The sequence below is a fragment of the Variovorax sp. H27-G14 genome (assembly GCF_046156345.1).
In the GTDB taxonomy this organism is placed as follows: domain Bacteria; phylum Pseudomonadota; class Gammaproteobacteria; order Burkholderiales; family Burkholderiaceae_C; genus Variovorax.
In genome coordinates, this window is record NZ_JAYLVN010000002.1 from 331,347 (window position 1) to 353,804 (window position 22,458).

Genomic DNA, 22,458 nt, shown 5'->3' on the forward strand with positions numbered 1-22,458 from the left:
CGGCGTCATGCACATGCACCCATTCGTCTTCATCTGCATCGCTGTCCGCGCTTGACGTAGTCATTTCAAATTCAAGGAAGTTCATCGTGTCCGCATCGTCTCCAACCCCGCCTGAAAGAGCCAGAAAAGGGATGCAGCTCGTTTTGCGCGCGCTGCAAGAGCCTGGAAAGGCCGGTGCTGTCGCTGTCGCGATGGGCCTGTCTGACGCCACGGTCAGTCGCATCAAGACCGAGCGGCTGGAGGAGGTGCTGCAGTACCTAGCCTTCCTCGGAATGAAGGTCGTTCCCTCCGACTACCAGTGCGTCGACCCCAAGACCTTCGCAGCCTTCGAGGTGCTGTACGAGCGCGCCATGTCGATGACGACACCGGGGAAGCTGATTTTTGAGGATAGCGAATGACGGAGCCGATGGTGCCGCCCGACTGCGACCTGCGCGGCATGCCCTTCATGCCGCTGCACTGCCAGCGCCTGCTCGACTCGGACCTCTTCGGCATCAGCACTGGCGACGAGTTCAAGGCGGCTGTGGCGTTGTGGGCCAAGAGCTGGAACCAGGCGCCCGCCGGCAGCCTGCCGAAAGACGAGCGCGTGCTGGCGCACCTGTCGTCCGCAAAGTCCTGGAAGAAGGTGCGCGAGATGGCCATGCGCGGCTGGGTGCTGTGCTCCGACGACCGCTACTACCATCCGCTCATCGCTGAGTACGTGCTGGAGGCTTGGGGTCGGCGTGAGGATTTCCGTGAGGTGCGCGAGACGAAAGAGACACGGCAGCAGCGTTGGCGCGACAAGGTCAAGCAGCTCTCTGGGCTTCTTCGCGCTGCCGGTATCACCCCTCCTGCTGGTGCCTCGCTCGAAAAGCTGACGTCTCTTTGTGTGACGCATGTAGACGGTTTTGTAGACGCTCAAGCGTCTACCGGTAGACGAGATGTAGACGACCCTGAGATGTCTTTGACAGGAGACAGTAGACAGGGGACAGGGGACAGTAAAGAGACAGGAGACATAGCGCGCGCCAATCCCGTCCTTTCCGCGGGCGAGGTGTGCAAGGCCATCCGATCCGCCGGCGTGGCCGACGCCAACCCGTCGAGCCCGAAGCTCGTGAAGCTCATCGAGGCCGGCATCACGCTCGACGAGTTCATCGCCGCAGCCGAGGCGGCGGTGCGCAAGCAGGCGGGCTTCGGCTACGCGCTCACAACCGCCGAGAACCGCCGCCGCGATGCCACTGTCGCACCGCTGCCGGCCGCCGCACCGGGCCGCCCACCCGCAACCGAACCCGAATGGCGCCGCGAACAGCGCGAGCGCGTGCAGCAAGCCGCCCCCTACGCCGCAGCCCGGCGCGACCCCAAACCCACCTCGGAGGTGTTCGATGCGCTCCCCCCAACCACTCGCTGACGACGTGGTCGACCGGCTGTTTTCGGCCCTGACGCTGCGCTACGGCACGCCGTTCCTCGACCGCTGGCGCGACCTCGACCTGCACGCCGTAAAGACCGATTGGGCCATCGAGCTCAACACCTTCGCGAGCAACCTGCACGCCGTGCGCTACGGCATCGACCACCTGCCCGAGAAGCCGCCCACGGTCATGGAATTCAAGCGGCTGTGCCACTCGATGCCGGCCGCTGTGCAGTCGATCACCTACAGCGACGACGTGCGCGGCCCGACGCCAGCCGAGCGCGATGCGTTGCGTGCGCTGTCGGCCGACATCAAGGCCGGAATGCTCTTCGCCAAGCCTGGCCGGGAATGGGCGCGGACCCTGGTCGACCGCCACGAAACCGGGCAGCACCACACGACCGTGACCGGCCTCGCCATGGCCCGCGATGCGCTGCGCGAACCCACCTTCACCGAGGAAATCACTTCATGACAACCCCTCAATTCCGAGGCGAAAACCGGAAGTCACCCGGGCGCCTGACCCACGGCATGCAGGTGCTGGCGCTCATGGCCGACGGCGGCCTGATGACCTGCAAAACGGTCCAGCGCACGCTCGACGTCAGCCCGAAGTACAGCCGCAACATCGTCTGCAGGCTCGTGACGCAGCAGCTGGCCGTGCAGGTCACGCCGAAGGGCTACGGCATCTCGGCCACCTACCGCATCACGCCATCCGGCCGCGCCCAGGTCATCGCCGCTCAGCTGCTGGCCCGCGCCGCCATCGACCTCGACGACGAGCAGGACACCGACGAGCTGGCCGAGCGCGCCGCGGCCCGCGCCCGCATCGACACCGACTTGGCTTGGGCTCGCGCCAAGGTGCCCAACAGCGTGTTCGCGCTCGGCGCTGCCCATCCCGCGCGCGAGACGGTGCGCGCCCAGGTACGCGGCGAAGGAGTCTCGGCATGATCACGCTCACCCTCCCGTACCCCATCTCGGCGAACCGCTACTGGCGCACCGCCGTGCGCGGCACCTTCGTCAGCACCTACGTGTCGAAGGAGGCCGAGAACTTCAAGGAACAGGTCGGCTGGCTGTGCAAGGCCGCCGGCATCCGCACGCCGCTGACCGGTCGCGTCGCCATCTCGGTGCAGCTCTACCCGAACCGCCCGCAGGACTTCAAGACCCGCATGCGCAAGCTCGGTGCAGCTTGGGACGACGGCGTGCAGTGCATCGACATCGACAACGCCAACAAGGTGCTGCTCGACGCGCTGAAGGGCATCGCCATCGAGGACGACAAGTGGGTGCGCCGGCTCTCGTCGGAGCGCATGGAGCCCGACGAGCACGGCGCGCGCGTGGTGCTGCGCATCGAGCAGCTGGCGGTGCCGGTGGTGCAGGGCGATCTGCTGGGGGCTGTGACATGCGCGTGATCCTCATCGAAGAAGACCGGTTCGCCGAGGTGGCGCAGCTCATGCACGCGGAGGCGATCAGCGCTGGCAAGAACCATTTCCTGCGGCACCAGGCCGGCAACCTGACCGAGGAACAGTTGACCGCCGCGGCTGACGCCATCGGGCGTGCCATTCACTTCCACTTCGTGCGCTGGGCCCAGAGCCATGGCGCCAGCTGCGTGCCGAAATGACCTGCGGCACCTGCACCCACTGGACCCTCGCCGGCAGCCTGGCCCAGCACGGCTACGGGCAGTGCGCTGCGCGGCCCGAGCAGGTGCGCGCAGCCATCGGCACCACGGCGCAGAACGTGTGCAGGGTGGGGAAGTTCTCCCCTGTGCAACCGCGGCCGACCGAATCCCTTTTCTGAAGCGCAGCGGCCCCGCTTTCCGGGCCGCACAACTGGAGAACAGCATGTACCTCAAGCAAGCATCCGATTCCATCGCACAGAGCGCTGTGCGCGCCTCGTCGCAACCGCAACCCCTGCGCGATACACCTCCCGTGGCCGCCGAGCTGAACGAGTTGTCGATGGCGTTGAACCGCCTCGACGCTACGTGGCAGGTCTCGATGAGCAGTTGGACCCGGTGAAGAACATGGGCCGCATCCCGCCCAGCGCCGCCAGCAAGGGCGAACCCTTTGCCCAGATCTGCCCGATGGGCGAGATGATCCGCGCACTCACCGCCCGCGTGAACGCGGCCCAGACCCAGCTCGCCACGCTGCGCGACACCATCGAGGTCTGAGCGGCAGTGAACCACCTTGTCCTCACCCGCACCGAGCCCGCAGAAAAGCGGACGATGCTGACCTCTGCCCGCGTGTTGCAGCTCATCGCCGAGATCCATGCGTCCGGCCGAATCGCAACCCGGCAAGCGGTGGCCGACATCCTCGAAGTGCCCGTGGGCAAGGTGGACGAGCACACGAAGAAGCTCATAGAGGCAGGCTCGGTCCGCCGCCTGTTGCCCGGGGTCTTCGAGCCTGTCGATGTCATGCCAGAAGCCCGGCCGGTCCATGTCTCTCGGCTGAGTGGAGGATGGGTCAAGATCGAAGTGGGCGAAGGCATGCTGACTCTCACCGCTGAAGAAGAGCGCATGCTGGCCATGTCAGTGAAGGGTGCGGCCGAACAGTTCCAGGCCCTGGCCGCCGGTCGCGACCTCGCCGACCAGGTGGCCGACCTGCGTCGCCGGAACACCGAATCTCTGGAGCGCGACACCGCGGCCAAGGCCCGCATCGCTGAGCTGGAAGAGCAGGTCCGCGTGCTCATGGGCATTCCCAAGCAGTTGTTGATCTAGCACCCCCGGTAGGGTTTCCAGTATCCAGAGCGCCCGGTAACCATCTGGGCCATGGATACCAACGCCACCAAACCGACAGCGCCCGACTGGGCATTGATCGAGCGCGACTACCGCGCTGGCGTCAAAGCTCTGCGCGCCATTGCCGAAGAGAACGGCATCACCCACGCGGCAATCTCGAAGCGCGCCAAGCGCGACACGTGGGAACGCAACCTGAATCCGCGCATTCAAGCTCGGGCAGAAGCGCTGGTCGCCAAGGAGGTGACCAGGCAGAAGCACGTGCACGCAACCGAGCGCCAGGTGGTCGAAGCTGCCGCTTCCGACGTTGCGACGGTTCGCCTGCGCCACCGTGCCTACCTCGACCGGCTGAGCTCGCTGTGCGACGGCCTGACCAAGGAACTCGAGACCGAGAACCAGAAGGCCGAGAAGGAGCGCGTGGCCCTGACCGTGCGCACCAAGACCATGAAGACGCTGGTGGACGCCGCAGGCACGCTCATTGGGCTGCAGCGCGAGGCCTACGGCATCAAGGTCGAGCCGGCACGCGACGAGAACCTGGCTTCGCTGGCCACGAGCGAGCTGATGAAGCTGCGAAAGGACCTGACCGGTGCGTGACGACCTGCGCGGCGCCATGCTGGCGCAGATCGAGGGCGAGCTGGCACGCCGTCGCCTGGAGCAGTACAACGCGTACAAGAAGCAGCGCGACTTCCATGCCGCGGGCGCGACGTTCTCCGAGCGCCTGTTCATGGCGGGCAACCAGCTGGGCAAGACGGTGGCCGGCGGGGCCGAGTGGGCAATGCACCTCACCGGGCGCTACCCGGACTGGTGGCAGGGCGCCGTCTTCGAGAAGGCTGTGACGCTGTGGGCGGGCTCGGTCACCGGCGAATCCACGCGCGACAACCCGCAGCGCATCCTGGTGGGGCCGCCTGCTGTTGCCGAGGCGTGGGGCACCGGGATGATCCCCGCCGATGCCCTCAAGGACTACAACCGCGCCATGGGTGTTGCCAACCTGCTGGACAGCGTGGTGGTGCGCCACGGTGGTGGCGGCGACGTGCAGGCCGGCGAGTCGGTGCTGTCCTTCAAGGCCTACGAGAAGGGCCGTGAGAAGTGGCAGGGCCCGACCGTCGACGGCGTCTGGTACGACGAAGAACCGCCGCTCGACATCTACAGCGAAGGCCTCACGCGCACGAACAACGGGCAGCGCGGCCAGTTCTCGCAGATGACTTTCACGCCGCTGCTGGGCATGTCGGCGGTGGTGACGATGTTCCTGCTGCCGGCCAAAGATGCCGGCGCCACGGCGCGCCACGTCACCAACATGACGATCGAGGACGCCGAGCACTACACGCCCGAGGAGCGCGCCAAGATCGTCGCCAGCTACCCGGCGCACGAGCGCGAGGCGCGCGCCAAGGGCATCCCCACGCTTGGCTCTGGCCGCATCTTCCCAATCGAGGAGGAGGCCATCAAGGTGGCACCTTTCCAGGTGCCGGCGCACTGGCCGCGCATCAACGGCATCGACTTCGGTTGGGACCACCCGACGGCCGCCGTGCAGATCGCATGGGACCGTGATGTCGACTGCCTCTATGTGATCCGCGCGCACCGCATGCGCGAGGCCACGCCGGTCATGCACGCCGCCACGATCAAGCCTTGGGGACCATGGGTGCCCACCTCTTGGCCGCACGACGGCCTGCAGCACGACAAGGGCAGCGGCGAGCAGCTCGCTAAGCAGTACGCCGCTGTCGGCCTGAAGATGCTGCGCGACCGCGCCACCTTCGACGACGGCAGCAACGGCGTGGAGGCCGGGCTGATGGACTTGCTCGAGCGCATGCAGACCGGCCGGTTCAAGGTTTTCTCCAACCTGGACGACTGGTTCCAGGAATTCCGCCTCTATCACCGCAAGGACGGCAAGGTCGTCAAGGTGATGGACGACCTGCTGAGCGCCACGCGCTACGCACTGATGATGAAACGCAAGGCCATCGTGCGGCCGGTCGACCCGTCGACGAGCCGCCGCGGCTGGGAGCCTCTTGATGCAGAAGTCGGGTACTGACATGGACAACACCGAAGACAAGCCCGATGACGCGCTACGGGCGTCGCTGCTGGCCACGTTGCTGGGCAAGCGCCGCGAGGCCGTCAGCGGGCGCCAGTCCTCGGGCATCGAGAACGACTGGCAGGAGGACGAGGAGCACTACCAGGGCATCGACGACGCCAACAGGCGCTACCAGTCGACGTACCGCATGGGCAACCTCAAGGGCTGGGTGGAGCGGCGCGACGCCGACTCGAAGGCGCCCACACGCTCGGTGATCTTCCTGAACATCACGCGGCCCTACGTCGATTCCGCCGCGGCGCGCGTGGCCGACATGCTGCTGCCGACGGACGACCGTGCATGGGAGCTCAAGCCCACGCCGGTGCCGCAACTGTCGCCCCAAGCCGTGCAGATGCTGGGCGGCCCTGAACAAGCAGCAGATGCACTGGCGCGCACCAAGGAGCAGGCCGACAAGGCAGCCGAGGGCATGCAGCAGCAGATCGACGATTGCCTGGTCGAGTCGAACTGGCACGGCGAGGTGCGCAAGCTCATCGAGGACTCGGCGCGCCTGGGCTCAGGCGTGCTCAAGGGCCCGTATCCCGTCAAGCAGTCGGGCAAGATCGTGCAGCGCGACCCCATGGGCACCGTGTCGCAGATCGTCATCAGCGAGATCAAGCCAGCCTCCAAGCGCGTGGACCCGTGGAACTTCTTCCCCGACCCAGCCTGCGGCGACGACATTCACCAAGGCGGCTTCACCTGGGAGCGGGAATACCTGAGCCGCCGGCAGCTGCTGGAAATGGTCAGCATGCCGGGCTACGACACCGAGCAGATCAGCGCGGCGCTGAAGGAAGGCCCGTCGCTGACCGGCGCGCGGGAGGCCACAGACGGCACCGCGATGCGCCAAGACGAGCAGTGGGAAATGTGGATCTTCTACGGCTACTGCGATAGCGAGCAGCTGCGCGCCGTGGGCGTCGAAGACATCGAGAGCATCGAGGGCGACAAGATTCCCGCCATGGCCGTGCTGGTGAACGACCGGTTGGTGAAGGTCACGCTGTCCGCGCTGGACTCCGGCGACTTTCCCTACGACGTGCTGGCCTGGCAGGCGCGGCCCGGCATGCCTTGGGGCATGGGCGTGTCGCGCCAGATCCGCACGGTCCAGCGCATGCTCAACGGCGCGGTGCGCGCCCTCATGGACAACTCGGCGCTGTCTTCGGCTCCTCAGGTCATCATCGGCAACGGTGTGACGCCCGCCGACGGCACGAAGGACTTCACCTTGCGCCCCGGCAAGATGTGGCGGCTCGAAGGAGGCGACGTCGCCGACGTGCGCGCCGCGTTCAATGCCTTCGTGGTTCCGTCCGTGCAGGCTGAGCTGATGAACGTGGTGGAGTTCGCGCTGAAGATGGCCGAGGACACCACCGGCATGCCCGCCATGCTGCAAGGCATCCGCGGCGATGCACCCAACACGCTGGGCGGCATGCAACTGCAGAACAACAACGCGTCGAGCGTGCTGCGCCGCCTGGCCAAGCGCTTCGACGACTACGTGACAAGCCCGCACGTCGAGCGCTACTTCGACTGGATGATGCAGCACAGCCCTGACGATGCGATCAAGGGCGACATGCAGGTCGACGTGCGCGCGTCCTCCGCGCTCGTCGAGCGCGACGCTCAGCAGCAGTTCCTGATTCAGATGGCGACCATCGTGCGCGACCCAGCCTATGGGGTTGACCCAGCGAAGTACTTTGCCGAGCTGGTCAAGGGCCAGCGCATGGACCCGAAGCGCTTCATGCTCACGCCAGAGGAGCGCGCCCAGCAGGGCCAGCAGCCGCCCGACCCACTGGTCGAGGCCAAAGCAGGCGAGGCAACGGCACGCGCCGGGCTGCTCACTGCCCAGACCAAAGAGTCCGAGGCCAAGACCGCCACGAAGAACGTGGAGGGCATGTTCTCGGCCACGCAGGCGGGCCAGAACATCGCCATGAACCCTTCGGTGGCACCCGTTGCAGACGCCATGTGGGCCGCCGCGGGCGGCGCAGATGCCACGCCACAAGACCCGGCCATCCCAGAGGCGAATGTTCCTGCGCTGCCGCCCGAGCACAACACCAATCCGCTCACGCCGGCCAATCCAGTGAGCCCGGCCGTCGGCCTGAATGCGGGCATCGAAGGTGGCCAGCAATGAAGCTGGAGATTGATCCGCGCTCGCCCACCTGGCGCTTTGTCGAGCAGCACGCCACCAAGCGCCTGACCGAGCTGCGCCTGAAGAACGACCGCATGAGCATGGGCCCCGACGAGACCGCGCACACGCGCGGGCAGATCGCGGTCTTGAAAGAACTGCTGGCGCTGCCCGAAACGGCGGCCCCGGCGCAACCCGCTGGCGATCAGCACTGACCCCCGGCGAACACAAGGAGAAGAGTGCACATGGACCCCGAACAGATCGAGCAAGCAGCCCAGGACGAAGCCGCATTCGATGCCGGTTTCGCCTCAGTCGCTGGCCAGGACGAACCCACCGCAACCCCCGCACAGGCCAGGCCTGCCGCCGAGGCTGCTGGTGGTGAGAAGCCAGCCGGCGAGGGTGTGCAGCCCGGTACCACGACAAACGCAGCAGCACCTGCAGCCGACGACCAGCCGCGCATCGCGGGGCTGACCGAGGCCGAGGTGCGCACGCTGCTTGGCCGCGTGCCCGAGCTGGAGCAATCGCTGCGCAAGGTCAACGGCAAGCTGGGCGAGTACGGCAGCGTGATCCAGGAAATGCGAAGGGCCCCGGCGCAACCTGCGCTGACGCCCGAGCGGATTCAGGAGATCGAAGCCGCTAACCCGGACTTGGCCGCCTACGTCAATGCACGCATGCCCACGAGCCAGGACCCAGCGTCCGGCGAGGCCCCGCAGCACCAACCGCTGCCGAGCCAACAGCCAGACCTGCAGGCCGAGCTCATGGACCACTTCAACGAGGGCTGGCGCGAAAAGATTGGGTCGCAGGACTTTCAACTGTGGCTCGCGGCGCAGCCGGACGATGTCCGCACCACCTTCAACTCCACCGAAAAGGCCAAAGAGTTGAGCGCGGTCATCTCCAAATTTGACGCCTGGGGCACTGCCAAGCAGACGCAACAGGCTAAGAGCAGCGCTCGGCTGCAGAACTCCTTGACCCCCACCGGCACGCCCGGCAAGGCCAAGACTGCACTGAGCGATAACGACGCATTCGAGGCCGGCTTCAAGTCGGTCAGGGGCCACTGAGCCCGAGGAGTGAAAACATGAGCGGCTTTACATACGACTCCCCCGCGGGTCGGATCAACAAGATCAAGGGCGAGATCCTCGCCCACGCTGTCGGCGCCGAAATCCTCGGCATCACCGGCATGCAGCGCCAGCTGCCGAAGAACATGGGGCAGACGGTGGTGTACCGCCGCTACTTGCCCTACGGCGCGACGGCGGTGGACTTCAACACGCAGAACCGGCCCAAAGCTGACCCGGTGGCGCACATGCTGACGGAAGGTGTGACGCCTTCGCCCGACAGCCTGGTGCCGCAGGACGTCACCACGCGCATCCGCCAGTACGGTTGCCTCTACCAGCTCACCGACCAGACCGCCGACACCTACGAGGACGACGTGCCGGCCGAGATGAAGAAGCACTGCGGCGAACGCATTGCGCTGGTGCGCGAGATGATCCGCTACGGCGTGCTGAAGGCCTGCACCAACGTGTTCTACGCCGGCGGCTCCTCGCGCGCTGCCGTGGCCGCCAAGATCACGCTGCTGATGCTGCGCCGCGTGAGCCGCAACCTGCAGACCAACCATGCCGAGCGCATTACCGGCATCCTGGCGCCCTCGTCGAACATCAGGACGACGCCTGTCGAAGCGTCGTACCTGGTGTTCGTGCACACCGATGCTGAATCGGATATCCGTGACCTTCCCGGCTACGTGCCGGTGGCGCAGTACGGCGTGCGCAAGGTGGTGAGCCCCTACGAGATCGGCACGGTGGAGAACTTCCGCTTCGTCACCTCGCCGGAGCTGGCCTCGTACCAGAACGCCGGCGTGGCAGTGGGCGCCACCGGCCTGTACAGCACCGGCGGCGCCAACGTCGATGTGTACCCGTTCATCGTGACAGGCGAGGACGCCTGGGGCCAGGTGGCGCTGCGCGGTGGCGACGCCCTCGACCCGACGTACATCCCGCCGGGCACGAAGGACAAGTCGGACCCGCTGGGCCAGCGCGGCTACATCGGCGCCAAGTTCTACATGAGCAGCGTGCTGCTCAACGAGGGCTGGATGGCGGTCGTCGAAGCGGGCGTGTCGTCGCTCGCGTAAACCTCATGCGGGGGCCAAGCGCCCCCGCGCATGAAAGGAAAAATCATGGCTGACAACACCGCGGGCCAGACCCGCACCACCGCCCAAGACCCGGGCACTCCCGGCATCGCCATCGGCAAGGTCGTTTTCGATGCCACCGCGCTGACCGTTGGCGACGATCTCTTCATCAACTGCGGCTTCAAGCCGCGCTACGTGAAGGTGCGCAACGCCAACGGCGTGACCGTCGAGTTCTTCGAGGGAATGGCAGAAGGCTCGGCATTCAAGCTGGACGTTGCTGGCGCGGCCACTCTGTCGGGCGCTGCCGGCGTCAAGACCGACCCGCGCGGCTTCCGCGTGTCGCAGAACGCGACGTTGGCGGCTGTCGTCGCGTCCCAGACCCTGTACTACTGCGCAATGGTCTAACCCCCTTGCCCGCCCTGGCAGCGCCGGAGCGGGCATCCGAATTTCCCAAGGAGAAGAGCATGTCCCGAGGCCGTCAAACCGAAGCCGCCAGCGAATACATCGGAGCCGATTCCGATCTGACCATCGGCGAGCGCCACCGCGAAACCGACATCATCGACAAGGTGGTAGCCCTCGACGGCGCCGACCTGGAAGCGTTCATGAATGAGCGTGTGAGGATCGTGATTTCCGAGTCGTCGGATGAAAACGACCCGCAACTGGTGCAGGTCGGCGTCAACGGCGTCACGCAGTTCATCATGCGCGGCATGGAGCAGGTCGTGAAGCGCAAGTATGTCGAGCGCTTGGCGCGCGCGAAGCGCACCGACTACGACCAGACCATCGACGACCGCCTCGGTGAAGCCATGAACCGCCTGCGCCGTCGCAACGCGCTGCGCTTCCCGTTCACTGTGCTGGAAGACCAAAATCCCCGCGGCCAAGCCTGGCTGCGCGGTGTGCTGGCCGAGGCCTGAAATGAACCTGCAAGAGCTGATTGCTGCCTACCGCGACGAGTCGGACGACAACGCGGTGCCGCCGCTGTGCACCGACGAGCGCCTGACGCGCTTTGCGAACGAAGGCCAGGTCGAGGCCTGCCGCCGTGCGCTGGTGCTCACGGACTCGACCTCTGCGCTGTGCACGATCAGCTATGCGGCAGGGGACGCCACGATCACGATCGACCCCCGCATCCTCGAAGTGCGCAGCGCCAGCATCGGCAGTGAGGAAATGATGCTGCGCACCGTCGAGCAGGTGGGTTGCGCGTGGCCCAGTTGGCGCACCGACACGCTGCGCAACGTGCCCAGCGTCCTGATTCGAGGCCTCGACAGCGGCAAGCTGCACCTCTATCCGCGCCCTGCGGTTGGCGGCACCATTCAACTGGCGGTGTACCGGCTGCCACTGGCACCGTTGGTCGACGACGAGGATGTGCCCGAGCTGCGGCTGGAGTGGCACCAGAGCCTCGTCGACTGGATGCTGTATCGGGCCTACAGTCGCCGCGACAGCGAGCAGCTCGACCCGAAGATCGCAGGCGAGGCACTTGCACGCTTCGAGGCTGAGTTCGGTACGCGCACCGGCGCTCGCAATGAGGACTGGTCGCGCAACGGCAGCGTGGCCAACTCGCCTCCGCTGGCCTGACCCCCTCTAGAGTTCGACGCGTGTGCGCATGCCGGGAAAACTCCCGGTCCATGCCCACCCGTCCCGTCGCCATCGGCACCTTCACCGGTGTGAACAACCGCCTTGAGCAATCGCAGCTCGAGTCCCAGCCCGCGCGCGGCGTGAAGCTACAGGCGCTGCCCGCTGGCGTGAACATCGACCTGAACGACAAGGGCGGCGTGCGCCGGCGCCGCGGGCAGACGCCGCGCGCCGCTGGCATCGCACATTCGGTGTGGGGCGATGGCCATGACGACGGATATGCCGTCATTGGCACCGACCTCGTGCGACTCACGCCCAGTGGCCCAGGCCTGCAGGCGGAGGTGATGCGCGCAGGCGTGTCCGCTGGCCGGCCCACGTCCTTCGAGCGGTTCCCCGATGGCGCCGTCTACTACGCCAACGGCGAGGTGATGGGCCGCATCCGCGACGGCGTGGACGGCCCCGTAGTCACCGAGGCGCTGGGCAGCCTGCCGGTGTTCACCGTGATCGCTGGCAGCCTGGCTGCCGGGCGCTACACCGTGGTGCTCACGGCCGTGGGCACCGACGGCGAATCCGCTGCCACGGCGCCCGTGCAGATAGAGGTGCCCGCCAATGGCGGCATCCGCCTGGCCAACCTCCCGGGCGACCTGGTGCGCGCCTACATGACTGGCCCCAACGGCGAGATTCCCACGCTCGAGCTGGAGACCACGGCCACCAGCGTCGACCTGGTGACGCACGCCGCCTCAGGCATCCGCTGCCAGACCCTGCTGCTGGCCAGCATGCCGGCCGGCGAGCTCGTGCGGCACTACAACGGCCGGCTGCTCACGGTGGTGGGCAACCTGCTGATTCGCTCCGAGCCCTACTACTACGGCGTGTTCGACGCCTCGAAGGGCTACATCCCATTCCCGGCTCCCATCACCATCGTGCAGCCCGCCGTCGGCGGCGTGTACGTGGTGGCCGACCAGACCTACTGGCTCGCTGGCGACCTGGACAACACCAGCGCGCCGCCGATCCTTCCTTACGGCGCTGTGCGCGGAACTGGCGGCTACGACGCCACCAGCGAGACCGTGTTCTGGCTGTCCGACCGCGGGCTGGTCATCGCCGACGGTGCCGGCAGCGCCAAGAACGTGCAGGAAGACGCGCTGGCGCTGGCCGGCGGCACGCGCGGCGCGGCCCTCTACCGCGAGCAGAACGGCTCCCGGCACATCGTCACATCGCGCAGCGGCGCCGAGCCCGCGCGCGGCGTATCCCGTGGCTGGAAGGCCGCCGAAATCATCCGCAAGGACATCGACCAATGAACAAGCCTCAACTGCCGCATGGCGGCCTCGAATACTCGCTCGAACTGATTGACCCGCGCGGGCGCCTGATCTGCCGGGAGCGCGCGCTGAACCTGGTGCCCATCGAAGGCTTGAACCACATGCTGAACGTGGCGCTGAAGGGCGTCACCCCGATCACCACGTGGTACATCGGCCTTTTCGAAGGCAACGCCACGCCGGCGCCCACCATCACGGCCGCCACGTTGCCGGGCCTGCTCACGGAGTGCACTACCTACACCCCGGGCACCCGCGTGGAGTTCGTCGACGGCAACGTGGCCAACGGCAACACCGACAACGCCGCGTCGCTGGCTGAGTTCACCTCGACGGCCGACAAGCAGATCTACGGCGCCTTCCTAAGCGGTGCGTCTACCAAGGGCGCGACCTCCAGCGTGATCCTGAGCGCCGTCCGCTTCCCGTCCCCCAAGCCTTTCAGCACGGGCTCGATCCTGCGCGTGCTGGCAAGCCCTTCCATCGCATCTACCTGAGGAACCCGCCATGAAGCTCTCGACTGGCCTGCGCAACTACCTGCTTTCCACCGGCTCGCTCAAGGCGGCGCTCGCCGGCGGCGAGATCCGCATCTACTCCGGCACCGTGCCAGCAACCGCCGACGACGCGATCGGCTCGGCGGTGCTGCTGGTGACGATCAAGAACGCCGGCGCCGGCATCAACTTCGACACCGCCGCCGCGGCCGGCGTGCTGCCCAAGGCGCCCGGTGAGACCTGGACCGGCGTGAACGTCGCGACCAACAGCTCATCGTTCTTCCGTCACGTGCTCGCTGCCGACACTGGCGCCAGCTCAACGACGGCTGCGCGCATCCAGGGCACCTGTGCCGTGGCCGGTGCCGACCTGAACCTCACTTCCACGTCGCTCACCAGCGGCGCGACGCAGACCATCGACTCCTACACCGTGGCGCAGCCCGCAGGCTGATCGTGGCAGCCGTCTTCGACGACCAGTTCAACACGGCCGGGTCCACGTCCGTGGTCGGGCGCGCGCCTGATGTGAACCCGTTCACGGGCGGCTTCTCTTCGTGGGACGACAACGCCGCGTTCGGTGGCGCCACGGCCATCGTCACCGGCGGGAAGCTGACGACCGCTGCGGGCTCGCCGGCTGGCTCGTATGCGCGCCCCTCCATCGGCGCCGGCGGGCTGTCCTACGGGCTGCCCACCTTCATCGAGGTGACATGGAACTGGGTGGCGCCGCCTGCCCCAGACATAGCCGTCGCCGACGCCGAACTGTTCGGCCTTTACTTCGACATCTCAGCTGAAATCTTCAGCGGTGCTCGCTTCGAGGTGAAGAACAACGGGGCTGGCGGCGTGAGCGTCTACGACGGCGGCGCAGGCCTCATCAATGGCGGGGTGGCGCCGCTTCAGGTTCCGCTGGTGCCCGGGCAGTCCTACCCCGGCAAGATGGTCTTTATGGACGGCGTTCAGACGGTCGAATTTCTGGGCATGTCGTTCTCCAACGACCAGCGCTTCAATCAAAGCTACGGGTTGAGCCGCATCGTGTGCTTTCTGGGCCGCAATTCCTCGCTGGACTTCCTCACCGTCAATGTGGCCAAAGGGCCGGTCTGGACCGGCTATCAGAACACCTTCGAGGTGGTCTGATGAAGTTCGTCAAGAACCGCGACGGGTTCAGCGCGCAGGGCAATAGCGACGCGCGCTTCATCGCTGACTCACGCGTGCCCTACCTGTCGCGCCGGCGGCCCGCCATGGGCAACCTGCCGGCCACGGTGGCGACGAAGAAGCTCGGGTTCCTGGAAGTCACCTTCGAGCAGGCGGCCACGGTCGTCACAGCTTTCCTGTGGTCCCTCATGGCGCGCACCACCGGCAACCTGCTGTACCGCCGCATCGGCACCACGCCAACGCGCAAGGATGTGGACTTCGACAACCCGCTGCGCTCGCCCGGCGGCTTCCCCAACGGGCACGAGATCTATGTGGGCGGCGGCTATGTCTTGGCGTTGACCCACGACAACGGCACGGGCAATGCCAACGACCCTTGCAACTGCTGGATCTCGCTCATCAACGCCAACAGCGGGGCCACCGAAGTGCTCTCGCTGTCGGCCGACAACAAGGCCGGCGCCAACGTGTCGTTCGCCGACGTGGTGAACCTGCCGTCGCGTCCGCGCTACTGGTACAACGCCGTGGGCGTAGGCGCCACCACGCTGACGGAGCGGCCCAGCATCTTCGTGACAGGCTGGGACGCCGCGGCCGGCGGCTATGGCTTCGGCATCATCGGGCGTCGCCTGCTGACCGATCAGGGGCCGGAGAACTACTACGCCGCCGGCGACCTCACGCCGTTTGACCTGGTGTGCTTCTACGGGAACACGGTGACGCGAAAGGTCACGCGCGTGGATCTGCCGGGCAGCGCCGACTTGATGTTCAGCCGCTTCTACCGCGTGTGCACGGTGGGCAACGGCAAGTTGATGGCGCTGGTGCACCCCTACACCGAGGTGCCCACCACCGGCGGGCCCGGCACCATGCAGCTGGCGCCGCTGGCGTACCCGAACCCGCCCAAGTTCCTGCGCTCCGACGACCACGGCCGCACCTGGTACACCGAGACCGTGCCCGAGCTGGTGCCGCACCTCTACCGGCTGGCCGGGCCGCCCGTGAGCTACGCCACCGGCACGCTGCTGAGCACCGACGCCGACACCTGCGCGCCGCAGTTCTTCCATGCCAGCCCCATTGGCGGCGGGCGCATCGCCATGGTGGTGCTGGGCGGCCGGGACTACGACCACGCCTATACCACCGGCGAGTTCGCTGCGGCGCGGCCCATCGAGTACTCCGACAGCAACGGGGGGCGCCTGGCCTACTTCACGCGCTGGCGCTTCTTCGTGTCCGACGAGACCGGGCGCAACTTCGTCAACAAGCCGTGGCCGGCCGACAGCTGGGACGGCTACCCGCGCGCCAACATCACCGCCGTGGCCGCGGGCACCTGGATGGCGCCCATGATCGCCACCAGCTTCGCGCCGCAGCGTTTCGAGAACGCCATCAGCACGGCCGGCCCGGGCACATTCTTCCTGTCGGTGGGTGAGCAGCAGTCGCAGGGCAACACGCCGTCCGACAACTACCCTAAGCGCTGGCGCATGCTCTACACGCTGGACTACGGCACCACCTGGACCGTCTCGGGCTACCTGCCGACCGACGCGGTGAACGACCGGCCGGTGGCCACGCCCGTGGTGGCGCGGCCCTACCGCAGCGCGGACGACAAGGGCGAGGCCTACACCATCGCTCTGGCGGGCACCACGGTGCGCGTCTTCAAGAGCGACCTCACGTTCTCGGCCATGACCAAGGTCTACGAGAAGGACGTGCCCAACTACTACGCCTACCCGACGCAGAGCCGCATCAATTCCGTATTCACGGGCAGCGCCGCCGCGGCGACGGATGGGCGCTACACCGGGCGCACCTTCCCCGGCTACCCGGAGTTCAACAAGCCATGAGCAATGCTCTCTACCGCGCCGGCAATTTCTACACCGTCCCGGCCGTGCCGTACCAGCCTGCGCGTGCAGCCTACACCTGGTCGGAGACCCTGACCGGCACCCGCGTGGTGGTCGGCAACAGCCAGTGGATACGCGTGCAGACAGCGTTGGGCGGGAGTGGCAGGGGCAGCTTGACCACGCTGATCTACACCGGCCCCGTGACCGGCAACGGCGGTATCAACGAGACCTTCACCTACGCCGTGCTGCACGAGGTGCCGGGGGTGCCGGAAGTGCCTGGCTCACCGGCGTATCGAGTCGACAACCCGCCGCAGGGCTGGACGTCATTCGCGCGCACCGTGGCGGCTGCCTTCGGCTTCTGCCAGTCCACCTTCAAAGTGCGCGATACCGTGGTGGGCGCCGCTGTGGGCCTCTCGAGCTTCGACAACCCGACAGCGGGATACGGTCACATCCCGCACGGCCTGCTGTTCACCGGCGGCCAGATCAAGAACCTGCGAACGGGCGCGGTGCTCGACAGCTTCGTGGCGGACGACACGTTCGCCATTCGCAACTACGGCGGCAGCGTCACCTTCTACAAGAATGGCGCCAGCATCGGCTCGGAGAGCTCGACCTACGGACAGGAGACGCTGCGCCTGGCCGCTGTGCTGTACGCCGCCGACGATTTCGTGTCCGACCCCGCGCTGGTGGCCATGGGCGCGGGGTCGTCGGCCATGCAAATGCCGGGCATGCAGATGGCGGCAAGCAACTACATCGTGGCTACGTCCGCGATGACGCTGCCAGCGCTCACCGTGCAATCGAACCCATGGTCGCGCGCAGCAATGTCGCTGCCTCTCATGGGCATGCTGGCCAGCCAAACGTCTGTTTTCAGTCAGGCCGCGCTCTCCATGCCACGACTGGGGCTGCTGAGCTACGGTGGCGCGCTTGGCGTGATGGCGCGCAGTTCGGCCGTGTTGGCGCTGCCAACTATCGCAGGGCAGGGCATTCTGCTGGTGGGCCAGACGGGCAGCGCCGCGATGGCGCGCGCGCCGCTGGCGATGATCGCCGCCGACCGACCTTACGCCGCGGCCGCTATGGTGCTGCCGCGCATGACGATGGAGGCCCACAAGGAGCCCGACGACTTCGCCTACATGCTCGAGGGCCTGCGCATGGGCATCGGCATGTCGGCCCAGTTGGTCGACGTGGCCAGCATGCCTATCGGGCTGGCTTTCGGTATCGGCATGGACGCGCTGGTCCTGGCCGACGCCGCCATGCCCATCGGCATGCTGATGGACGTGCCCATGAGCGCCAGCACCGTGACCACGGGCGAGATGGCAATCCGCATGCTGTTCGATCTGCCGCTGGCCGCGCCCGCCGACGATGTCGACGTCTGGGCGGTCAACCTGGCCACCAACGGCAGCACCAGCTATTCGGGCTTCGTCTTCAACAGCTTCGCGAACATCGGCGGCCGGTACTTCGGCTCCAACGCCGACGGCATCTTCGAGCTGGACGGCGACGACGACGCGGGCACGCCCATCGACGCGGCCATCTCCCTGGGCGCCAAGGACTTCGGCAGCGCGCAGAAGAAGACGCTGGTGGAGTGCTTCGTGACCATGGCGGGCCCGGCGCCGCTGTACATGAAGCTGCGCGCCGAGGGCCGCGAGTTCGTCTATCAGACGCAGAGCTACAGCGACGAGCTGCAGCTGCAGCGCTTCAAGTTCGGCAAGGGCAAGGCGCTGCAGGCCAACTACCTCACGCCCATCATCTACAACGTCGACGGCGAGGACTTCGAGCTCGAAGGCATCCAGTTCGCTGTCGCAGACCTGCAAAGGAAACTCTGATGGCAACCATCCCACCCGGCGGCATCGTCACCGTCCCCGACGCATCTGGCGGCGCCGGCGCGCCGCTGCTCACGTCGCAGATCGTCAACGCCGCATGGCAGAACGGCCAGCAGCGCACCATCGACGCGGCCAACCGCGTTGACAGCGCCATCGCCCTGGCCGGCCCCGCGCCCCTGATTAACACGCCGGCGCTGGACACCAGCTACGTGCCGCCCATCTCGCCCGGGCTGGTGCCCAGCGATCCCAGCGACGCGAAGGCGATCTACGACGACACCAACGCCGAGATCACGCAGAAGATCGAGGACGGGTTCGCCGACTTCCAGGCCACGTACTTCCCCGACATCCAGCCAGCGGCCGACGCGGCGCTCGCATGGCTGCTGAAGTCGCTGACCACGGGCGGCACCGGCATCGGCGCGGGCACGGAGGCGCAGATTTGGGAGCGCGATCGCGCGCGGATCCTGGGAGAGTCGGGCAGGGCAGAGGCCGAGGCCTTCTCGACCTTCGCAAACCGTGGCTTCCCTCTGCCGCCGGGTGCGCTGGTCAGCGGGCTGATGCAGATTCGCAAGGCCGCCAATGACCAGCTGGCGGCGCAGTCGCGCGACATCGCCATCAAGACGGCCGACACCGAGATCGAGAACGCCCGGCTGGCGGTGCAGCAGGCCACGGGCCTGCGCATCTCCGCGCTCGCGGCGGCCGGGGACTACATCAAGACGCTGATCCTGGGGCCGCAGACTGCCATGCAGCTGGCCACCGGGTTCGTAGGCCTGCGCAACGACTTCAACCGCACGTTGGTCTCGCTCTACCAGGCACAGAGCGCGGCGCTGGATCCGCGCGTGCGTCTGTCCATCGCCGACGCAGACCTGAAGATGCGCGGGCAGGAGGCGAACCAGCGTTCGCAGCTGGCGATCATCGAGGCGAAGGTGCGCGCGGCGCTGGAAGCAGCGCAGCAGCTCGCCACGCAGGCAGCCGGTCTCCTGAACGGCATCCACGCCGGCGTGAGCATCAGCGGGCAGGACTCGACGTCCACCTGACGCGCGAGCGTCCCCCCTCTAGGGTTCGACCGAAGGGGGGCGGGCCGACACCATGCGGGCATCACAGGAGATTGCCCCATGGACGAACAGCAAACCTTGACCGCCGATGACGTGGGCCGCCTGCCGACTTCAGTCCTCGACGCGGCAACGCCGGACACACCGCTGGAGCTGATGCTCAGCACGCTGGCCACGGTCACCAACGCCAAGGCGTGGGCGCTCGCAAAGGCCGAATCCACCGAGAGCCGCATCACCGCCGCCGGTGGCGCAGTGCCGCCCGCGCTGCAGGCCGTGCTCGACGCCATCCGCGCCGCGGCAAAGTAAGGAAGCATCGCCATGACCGTCCAACGTTCAACCACGGTGCGCAATGCGCGCCTCGACGCCATCGAAACCGCCATCGGCACATCGGCCAAGGTGCGCATCTACAGCGGCGCGCAGCCGGCGAACTGTGCTGCGGCTGCCAGCGGCACCCTGCTGGTCGAGTGGGCCCTTGGCGCCGACTGGGCCGCCAACGCTTCCGCCGGCGTGAAGGCCTTCAACTCCACGCCCGTGGCTGGCACCGCGACCGGCAACGGCACGGCCGGCCATTACCGCATCGTCGACAGCGCGGGCACCACGTGCCACGAACAGGGCACCGTGACGGCCACCGGTGGCGGCGGTGACGTCACCATCGACAACACCACCATCGCCAGCGGCCAGACCGTCAACATCAGCAGCTGGACCGTGACCGAGCCGGGGGCGTAATGGCAGAAGTCACGGCGGACCGCGTCTACGAGACCAGCACGACCACGGGCACGGGCTCGTACACGCTCGCCGGCGCGATCACGGGCTACCGCGCGTTCTCGTCCGTTTGCGCGAACGCGGACACCGTGCGCTGCTTCGTGGAGGATGTGGACGCCAACGGCGTGCCGAACGGCGGCTGGGAGGTCGGGTTCTACACGTGGGGCACGGGCGGCGTGCTGGCGCGCACGACCGTGGAAGCCAGCAGCAACGCAGGCGCTGCCGTCAGCTGGGCTGCGGGCACGCGCCGCATCGGCTTGGGCGTGACGGCATCGAAGCTGGCTTCGTTGGCTGGTGGGCTCACGAATTTCACCGAGTCACTGAATACGTCTTCGCCGAATTCAACGGTCAACGCGGCGCGACTACTCGTGACCGCGCCAGGCGCCACGACCGACACTGATGTCGTGCTGCAGCCAAAAGGTGCCGGAGCCGTCTTGGCACAGCTTCCCGACGGCTCAGCAACGGGCGGGGCGAAGCGCGGCACGAATGCTGTGGACTGGCAAACGAACCGCGCCAGTTCGTCGCAAGTAGCGTCTGGCACGAACGCCACCATCGGCGGCGGCCGAAATAACACAAGCGCCGGCATTAATTCCTTCGTTGGCGGCGGATTCGGTAATCGCATTGATTCCGGCCCTACGTCGCCAACCATCAGTGGCGGTTCGTCAAACATCATCAGCGGCGGCGACTACGCGACTATTGGCGGCGGCACAGGAAACGCAACTAGCCGTGCAAGTTCTACCATCGGCGGCGGCACGCAAAACGCTATCTCTGTAGGGAACGCCTCCACGATTGGCGGAGGCGACCGAAATGCCATTACGAACTACAACGCAACCATCGGCGGCGGCACACTCAACAAGGCAAGTGGAGACACCTCTACTGTAGTTGGCGGCGGATTCAATGAGGCCGCAGGCGATGGTTCAACAGCAATGGGCACTTACGCCCTAGCTCGTGTGCGCGGCGCGGTGGCAAACGCGAGTGGAAATTTCGGCTTGGTCGGCGATGCGCAGCTCGAGAACCTCGTCCATCGCGCACTAACTTCAAATGCGACCACGACACCACTTTCTGCTGACGGTAGTGCGCCGTCGGCGGCGACGTGTGCAATCCTGCCTAACAATTCCATGTTCGGTTTCGAGGTCACAGTTTCGGCGAAGGTGACGACATTCGGCGACCGAGCGGTGTATCGCATCACCGGAGCGATATCGCGCGGCGGGATTGCCGCCGCAACACAGATTGATGGCACGCCAACGGTGACGACTGTGGCAGCGATTGGCGGTGCATCTGCATGGGCGGTGACTGCCACGGCCAACACCACACTCGGCTCTCTGTCTATCAATGTCACTGGTGCGGCATCCACGAGCATCAAGTGGGTTGCGAGTATCAAGTTGACTGAGGTCGTCGGGTAAACCATGCTCGGCTCGCGCTCTCTCGCGTCCACTCCTCTCGGTGGGAATGCACGCGTTGCTGTAGCTTCGGCCAGCAGCGCTGCCGCCAGCCAGACAGCGGACGCAACGACCCAGACGGCAGCCCTGCTCGCGGTGGAGCGCATTGCTGCCGCACAGGCTGCGGCGGCGACGACCCAAGCAGCCGCGCTGACCACTGCTGCGGCAGCCCGGTCGCTCCAGGCGGCACAAACCGCACAGGCGACGACCCAGGCCGCCACGCTCGCGAGCGTCGCCCGGTTCGCTGCAGCGCAGAGCGCGCTGCCCACGTCGCAGGCTGCCACCGTCTCTGCCACCTCGCAGGTGACAGCGAGCCAACTGGCCGCCGCCACGGCGCAGATCGCCAGCATGGTGCACCTCGCCACCGTCGCCGCCGACCAGATCGCCGATGCCACGACGCAGGCGGCCGAACTCATCGACCGCGCGCAAGCCTCCGCCGAGCAGCTCGCAGAAAGCACCTCGCAGGTGGTGGAGCTGCTGCTGGCCGGCATGGGTGTGCGCGCTGCCCAGACGGCGACCCGCACCACGCAGATCGCCCGCATCGGTCACGCCTTCAGCTTCGAGCGCAACGAACGCACGCTGCTCGTCGCCGGCGAGTGCCGGGGCTACGCCGTGGTGCGCGAGGTCCGCAACGTGGCCGCCGTGCCCGAGCAGCGCACCGCAGCAATCGCAGGCGAGCGCCGCCGCATCGCCTTCACCGACTGAAAGACCA

General features: G+C 66.9%; 29 protein-coding genes. All 29 read left to right on the forward strand.

Translation table 11 applies throughout. The features are described from left to right. The first annotated feature begins 131 nt into the window (after positions 1-131). Positions 132-398 carry a hypothetical protein gene (locus tag VLK31_RS07055; protein WP_409167668.1) on the forward strand — a complete coding sequence of 89 codons (267 nt, stop codon included), beginning with the start codon at positions 132-134 and terminating at the stop codon, positions 396-398. Continuing rightward, positions 395-1,381, forward strand: a complete 987-nt coding sequence (locus VLK31_RS07060; protein WP_409167669.1) for a DUF1376 domain-containing protein — start codon at positions 395-397, stop codon at positions 1,379-1,381. Before VLK31_RS07055 ends, VLK31_RS07060 begins: the two co-directional genes overlap by 4 nt. After that, a complete protein-coding gene (locus tag VLK31_RS07065; protein ID WP_409167670.1) occupies positions 1,356-1,847 on the forward strand; it encodes a hypothetical protein in 492 nt (163 codons plus the stop codon). Before VLK31_RS07060 ends, VLK31_RS07065 begins: the two co-directional genes overlap by 26 nt. After that, positions 1,844-2,317, forward strand: coding sequence for a hypothetical protein (locus VLK31_RS07070; RefSeq protein WP_409167671.1), 474 nt, complete (start codon positions 1,844-1,846; stop codon positions 2,315-2,317). The genes VLK31_RS07065 and VLK31_RS07070 overlap by 4 nt, the downstream gene beginning before the upstream one ends. Continuing rightward, positions 2,314-2,775 (forward strand): RusA family crossover junction endodeoxyribonuclease, encoded by a 462-nt coding sequence (locus VLK31_RS07075; protein WP_409167672.1) that lies wholly within the window; start codon positions 2,314-2,316, stop codon positions 2,773-2,775. The genes VLK31_RS07070 and VLK31_RS07075 overlap by 4 nt, the downstream gene beginning before the upstream one ends. Continuing rightward, complete coding sequence (locus VLK31_RS07080; protein WP_409167673.1) at positions 2,766-2,984, forward strand: hypothetical protein; 219 nt, start codon at positions 2,766-2,768, stop codon at positions 2,982-2,984. Before VLK31_RS07075 ends, VLK31_RS07080 begins: the two co-directional genes overlap by 10 nt. Before the next feature lie 220 nt (positions 2,985-3,204). After that, positions 3,205-3,378, forward strand: coding sequence for a hypothetical protein (locus VLK31_RS07085; RefSeq protein ID WP_409167674.1), 174 nt, complete (start codon positions 3,205-3,207; stop codon positions 3,376-3,378). After that, positions 3,345-3,530: a hypothetical protein gene (locus tag VLK31_RS07090; RefSeq protein ID WP_409167675.1), complete on the forward strand. Its 186-nt coding sequence runs from the start codon at positions 3,345-3,347 to the stop codon at positions 3,528-3,530. Before VLK31_RS07085 ends, VLK31_RS07090 begins: the two co-directional genes overlap by 34 nt. Positions 3,531-3,536: 6 nt before the next feature. Further along, positions 3,537-4,076: a hypothetical protein gene (locus tag VLK31_RS07095; RefSeq protein WP_409167676.1), complete on the forward strand. Its 540-nt coding sequence runs from the start codon at positions 3,537-3,539 to the stop codon at positions 4,074-4,076. Between the two features lie 51 nt (positions 4,077-4,127). After that, a complete protein-coding gene (locus tag VLK31_RS07100) occupies positions 4,128-4,685 on the forward strand; it encodes a hypothetical protein (RefSeq protein ID WP_409167677.1) in 558 nt (185 codons plus the stop codon). Next, positions 4,678-6,114 (forward strand): terminase large subunit domain-containing protein, encoded by a 1,437-nt coding sequence (locus VLK31_RS07105; RefSeq protein ID WP_409167678.1) that lies wholly within the window; start codon positions 4,678-4,680, stop codon positions 6,112-6,114. Before VLK31_RS07100 ends, VLK31_RS07105 begins: the two co-directional genes overlap by 8 nt. A gap of 1 nt (position 6,115) precedes the next feature. Further along, a complete protein-coding gene (locus VLK31_RS07110; RefSeq protein WP_409167679.1) occupies positions 6,116-8,260 on the forward strand; it encodes a hypothetical protein in 2,145 nt (714 codons plus the stop codon). Further along, positions 8,257-8,469, forward strand: coding sequence for a hypothetical protein (locus VLK31_RS07115; protein WP_409167680.1), 213 nt, complete (start codon positions 8,257-8,259; stop codon positions 8,467-8,469). Before VLK31_RS07110 ends, VLK31_RS07115 begins: the two co-directional genes overlap by 4 nt. Before the next feature lie 30 nt (positions 8,470-8,499). After that, the gene (locus tag VLK31_RS07120) at positions 8,500-9,312 is read left to right on the forward strand and encodes a hypothetical protein (protein WP_409167681.1); all 813 of its coding nucleotides are present in this window, start codon (positions 8,500-8,502) and stop codon (positions 9,310-9,312) included. Between the two features lie 17 nt (positions 9,313-9,329). After that, positions 9,330-10,373 (forward strand): N4-gp56 family major capsid protein, encoded by a 1,044-nt coding sequence (locus VLK31_RS07125; RefSeq protein ID WP_409167682.1) that lies wholly within the window; start codon positions 9,330-9,332, stop codon positions 10,371-10,373. 45 nt (positions 10,374-10,418) lie between these two features. Then, entirely contained in the window at positions 10,419-10,775 is a 357-nt protein-coding gene (locus tag VLK31_RS07130) for a hypothetical protein (RefSeq protein ID WP_409167683.1), read from the forward strand. Between the two features lie 5 nt (positions 10,776-10,780). Next, a complete protein-coding gene (locus VLK31_RS07135; RefSeq protein ID WP_409167684.1) occupies positions 10,781-11,281 on the forward strand; it encodes a hypothetical protein in 501 nt (166 codons plus the stop codon). Position 11,282: 1 nt separating this feature from the next. Beyond that, the gene (locus VLK31_RS07140) at positions 11,283-11,939 is read left to right on the forward strand and encodes a DUF6682 family protein (RefSeq protein ID WP_409167685.1); all 657 of its coding nucleotides are present in this window, start codon (positions 11,283-11,285) and stop codon (positions 11,937-11,939) included. A gap of 50 nt (positions 11,940-11,989) precedes the next feature. Beyond that, a complete protein-coding gene (locus VLK31_RS07145) occupies positions 11,990-13,231 on the forward strand; it encodes a hypothetical protein (RefSeq protein ID WP_409167686.1) in 1,242 nt (413 codons plus the stop codon). After that, positions 13,228-13,734, forward strand: a complete 507-nt coding sequence (locus tag VLK31_RS07150) for a hypothetical protein (RefSeq protein WP_409167687.1) — start codon at positions 13,228-13,230, stop codon at positions 13,732-13,734. The genes VLK31_RS07145 and VLK31_RS07150 overlap by 4 nt, the downstream gene beginning before the upstream one ends. Positions 13,735-13,744: 10 nt before the next feature. Then, positions 13,745-14,176 carry a hypothetical protein gene (locus tag VLK31_RS07155; RefSeq protein ID WP_409167688.1) on the forward strand — a complete coding sequence of 144 codons (432 nt, stop codon included), beginning with the start codon at positions 13,745-13,747 and terminating at the stop codon, positions 14,174-14,176. 2 nt (positions 14,177-14,178) lie between these two features. Beyond that, positions 14,179-14,853, forward strand: a complete 675-nt coding sequence (locus tag VLK31_RS07160) for a hypothetical protein (protein WP_409167689.1) — start codon at positions 14,179-14,181, stop codon at positions 14,851-14,853. Beyond that, on the forward strand, positions 14,853-16,685 hold the full coding sequence (locus tag VLK31_RS07165; protein WP_409167690.1) for a hypothetical protein: 1,833 nt from the start codon (positions 14,853-14,855) through the stop codon (positions 16,683-16,685). Before VLK31_RS07160 ends, VLK31_RS07165 begins: the two co-directional genes overlap by 1 nt. Beyond that, positions 16,682-18,499 (forward strand): hypothetical protein, encoded by a 1,818-nt coding sequence (locus VLK31_RS07170; RefSeq protein WP_409167691.1) that lies wholly within the window; start codon positions 16,682-16,684, stop codon positions 18,497-18,499. The genes VLK31_RS07165 and VLK31_RS07170 overlap by 4 nt, the downstream gene beginning before the upstream one ends. Continuing rightward, the gene (locus VLK31_RS07175) at positions 18,499-19,530 is read left to right on the forward strand and encodes a hypothetical protein (RefSeq protein WP_409167692.1); all 1,032 of its coding nucleotides are present in this window, start codon (positions 18,499-18,501) and stop codon (positions 19,528-19,530) included. The genes VLK31_RS07170 and VLK31_RS07175 overlap by 1 nt, the downstream gene beginning before the upstream one ends. Before the next feature lie 78 nt (positions 19,531-19,608). After that, on the forward strand, positions 19,609-19,851 hold the full coding sequence (locus VLK31_RS07180; RefSeq protein WP_409167693.1) for a hypothetical protein: 243 nt from the start codon (positions 19,609-19,611) through the stop codon (positions 19,849-19,851). A 12-nt stretch (positions 19,852-19,863) separates the two neighbouring features. Next, the gene (locus tag VLK31_RS07185) at positions 19,864-20,271 is read left to right on the forward strand and encodes a hypothetical protein (protein WP_409167694.1); all 408 of its coding nucleotides are present in this window, start codon (positions 19,864-19,866) and stop codon (positions 20,269-20,271) included. After that, complete coding sequence (locus tag VLK31_RS07190; protein ID WP_409167695.1) at positions 20,271-21,710, forward strand: hypothetical protein; 1,440 nt, start codon at positions 20,271-20,273, stop codon at positions 21,708-21,710. The genes VLK31_RS07185 and VLK31_RS07190 overlap by 1 nt, the downstream gene beginning before the upstream one ends. 132 nt (positions 21,711-21,842) lie before the next feature. Next, on the forward strand, positions 21,843-22,451 hold the full coding sequence (locus VLK31_RS07195) for a hypothetical protein (RefSeq protein WP_409167696.1): 609 nt from the start codon (positions 21,843-21,845) through the stop codon (positions 22,449-22,451). The last annotated feature ends 7 nt before the right edge of the window (positions 22,452-22,458 follow it).